Below are 2,810 nucleotides of genomic sequence, written 5' to 3' on the forward strand. Positions count from 1 at the left end.
GGTTCATCGCCATGCGCAGCAGATATGCCGCGGGGTTCTGCACCGGGTCCAGGCGGTGTCGGCGCGTGCTCAGGCGCATCCAGGTGTCCTGCAGCGCGTCGCCGGCCAGCTCTTCCGAGCCCAGCTTGCGCACCAGSCGGCGCTTCAGTTCGTCGTACGCGCCCAGCAGATGGTCCATCAGGTCTACCGCCCCAGCCGTGCTGTTGCTCATGTTCGATTCCTTGACGTCATGGTTGGGGCGGGCGCCGGCCACAGTCGTGGCCCGCGCTGGAAGGACGGATCTGCAGGGTCACCGGCTGCGGCAGCGCGGCAGCATCGGCGTCCAGCCGCAGCGCCTGCATCGCCTGCAGAAGACGCGCATCGCGGCGGGTGCTGCCGCTGCCGGCAAGCAGTTCGGGTTCCTGCACCTGGCCGTCGTTGGCAATGCGGAAGCGCAGCGTCGCCGCATAGGCGCCCGGTGCAAGGTCAGGGTCGCCACAGAACGCAGTGCGCAGCCGCTGCTGCAGGTCGCCGAAGCGGCGACGCTGCCCGAGGTCGTTGGCCACACCGGTCGCAGAGGCCTCGGCAGCGGCGCGTGCGGCGCGGCGCAGGACCACGCGCTGCGCGCCGATCAGCTCGGCCTCGACACCCGTATCCTGCAGCACCACCTGCAGCGCCTGCAGTGGCGGCAGGCTGGCCTGCAGCGGATGGCTGCTGCGGCCCGTGCCGAGGTCGCCGGGATACATCACCGACCAGCCGCTGACGACGCTGAAGCGCTCGACCGCCTGTTCCAGCGGCTGCGCGGGAATGTCATAGGCGCGGATGTCGTCCTGTGCGGCGGCAGCGAAGGCGAACAGCAACCCGGCGGCGGCCGCCACCCTCCAACGTCTGATCGCATGCTGTCCATTCAGCCCCCTGACGTAGAACACATGACCCTCGGCAGCGACATCAGCTGCAGCGGCGAAGCGCGGTGCGACCAGGCGGGTCGACCTGCGCACGGCCGGCAAGCGGGTCAAACCGTAGCGGCGTCACGTGTCATTGCGATGACGGCGGCGCGCAGGGGACGCGCCGGGCCGTTCAGACCGGCAGTTCAGTGGTCTGCTTGATCCGCTGCATGGGGATTTCGGTCTTGGTGTTCTGCACCCCGGCGATCCGGTTGAGGTGCTGTATCTGGAACTGCCGGTACGCATCAAGGTCGGCCACCGCCACCCGCAGCAGGAAGTCGCAGTCGCCCGCCATCAGATGGCATTCAAGCACTTCCGGGAAGGACTTGATGCTGTTGATGAAGTGGTTGGTGGTGTCTTCGTCCTGGCCACGCAGCCACACGCGGACGAACACCGTGAACCCACGCCCGATCCTCGCCGCGTTGAGCAGGGCCACGTAGCGATCGATGTAGCCGCCCTCTTCCAGCAGGCGGACCCGGCGCAGACAGGCGGACGGCGACAGCCCCACCTGTCGCGAAAGCTCCAGGTTCTGCAGGCGACCATCGCGCTGCAGGGCGTCGAGGATGCGGCGATCCAGGTTGTCGAGCTGGTACTGCATGAAATTTCACCCATCAGGCTGATGGCCGCATGATATTCCACATTCCGTCGGCTCAATGGCATCAACGCAACCCGATTTCGTGATCGGACCGTTAGCATGGGCCACCCCCACCCGTTGTTGATCCATGGACGCCCGAACCACCCTGCCCCTGCCTGATCCCGCGTGCGACACCGCACCGCGCGCCGAATTCCTGCGCGGCCTGCGCGCCGCCGTGCCGGTGATGATCGGCTTCATTCCTTTCGCCCTGGTGCTCGGTGCCCAGGCCGCCCAGAAGGGCCTGTCGGTGCTGGAAGTGCCGCTGATGACCGGCCTCAACTTTGCCGGTGGCTCTGAATTCGCCGCGGTCGAACTGTGGACTTCGCCGCCACACATCGCGCTGATCGTAGCGATCACCGCGCTGGTCAACAGCCGCCACCTGTTGATGGGTGCCAGCCTGGCGCCGTTGCTGCAGCACCTGCCGCGCCGTCGCGTGCTGCCGGCGCTGTTCTTCATGTGCGATGAAAGCTGGGCACTGGGCGTGGCCGATGCGCGCCGTCGCGCACTGGGCTTCAGCCTGTCCTACTACCTCGGCGTGTCGGCCGGCCTGTACACCGTGTGGGTACTGTGCACCGCGCTGGGCGCGATCGTCGGCCCACTGCTCGGTGACATCCACGCCTATGGCTTCGACATGGCCTTCCCCGCCGTGTTCCTGGTGTTGCTGCGTGGCATGTGGCAAGGCATGCGCGCCGCCCGGCCATGGCTGGTCAGCCTGGTGGTGGCAGCGGGCACCTACCTGCTGGTGCCCGGCGCCTGGTACGTCGCCAGCGGCGCGCTGGCCGGTCTGGCCGCTGCGTGGCTGCTGGCCGAGGACGCCGCATGATCTTCAACGGCCTGATCCACTGGACCTCGGTGCTGACCATCATCCTGATGGCCGCCGCCACCTATCTCACCCGCATCATCGGTTTCCTCGCGCTGCGCAACCGCACCCTGGGCAAGCGCGCGGTGACGGTGATGGAAGCCGCCCCGGGCTGCGTGCTGATCTCGGTGATCGCCCCGGACTTCGTGGCCGACAAGCCGGCCGACCTGGCTGCACTGGCGATCACGTTGCTTGCGGCCACGCGGCTGTCGATGCTGCCGACGGTGCTGATCGGCGTGGTATCGGCGGGTGTGCTGCGGTATGTGATGGGGTGAGCGCCAGAGGACAACCGGCGCCGACCATCGGCTTCCCTATGCAACACGTCTGATTGTGCGTGCGCCGGGGCGTCTGCAAGGATGCATCCACCGCCTTGGAAGGGTGATCTCCTGCAGAT

General features: G+C 67.6%; 5 protein-coding genes. 2 read left to right on the forward strand and 3 right to left on the reverse strand.

Features of this window, described 5'->3' with window-relative positions:
• From AC1VAN_RS17270 to AC1VAN_RS17280, 3 genes are all read right to left on the reverse strand, one after another.
• The coding region (locus AC1VAN_RS17270) for an RNA polymerase sigma factor (RefSeq protein ID WP_480986291.1) at positions 1–211 on the reverse strand (211 nt) is incomplete at its 3' end.
• A gap of 16 nt (positions 212–227) precedes the next feature.
• A complete protein-coding gene (locus AC1VAN_RS17275; RefSeq protein ID WP_032974850.1) occupies positions 228–908 on the reverse strand; it encodes an STN domain-containing protein in 681 nt (226 codons plus the stop codon).
• Positions 909–1,056: 148 nt separating this feature from the next.
• Positions 1,057–1,521: an Lrp/AsnC family transcriptional regulator gene (locus AC1VAN_RS17280; protein WP_025874361.1), complete on the reverse strand. Its 465-nt coding sequence runs from the start codon at positions 1,519–1,521 to the stop codon at positions 1,057–1,059.
• A 124-nt stretch (positions 1,522–1,645) separates the two neighbouring features.
• Here AC1VAN_RS17280 and AC1VAN_RS17285 point away from each other — a divergent pair, with 124 nt between their 5' ends.
• Positions 1,646–2,380: an AzlC family ABC transporter permease gene (locus tag AC1VAN_RS17285; protein ID WP_032974550.1), complete on the forward strand. Its 735-nt coding sequence runs from the start codon at positions 1,646–1,648 to the stop codon at positions 2,378–2,380.
• Positions 2,377–2,691 carry an AzlD family protein gene (locus AC1VAN_RS17290; RefSeq protein WP_032951659.1) on the forward strand — a complete coding sequence of 105 codons (315 nt, stop codon included), beginning with the start codon at positions 2,377–2,379 and terminating at the stop codon, positions 2,689–2,691. Before AC1VAN_RS17285 ends, AC1VAN_RS17290 begins: the two co-directional genes overlap by 4 nt.
• Positions 2,692–2,810: the final 119 nt, after the last annotated feature.

The sequence above is a fragment of the Stenotrophomonas sp. 05L44_2 genome (genome assembly GCF_056665995.1).

Excerpts from the sequence above, each read along its gene's own strand:
- AC1VAN_RS17290 (WP_032951659.1), top strand. The coding sequence starts at position 2,377 with ATGATCTTCAACGGCCTGATCCACTGGACCTCGGTGCTGACCATCATC.
- AC1VAN_RS17280 (WP_025874361.1), bottom strand. The coding sequence starts at position 1,521 with ATGCAGTACCAGCTCGACAACCTGGATCGCCGCATCCTCGACGCCCTG.
- AC1VAN_RS17285 (WP_032974550.1), top strand. The coding sequence starts at position 1,646 with ATGGACGCCCGAACCACCCTGCCCCTGCCTGATCCCGCGTGCGACACC.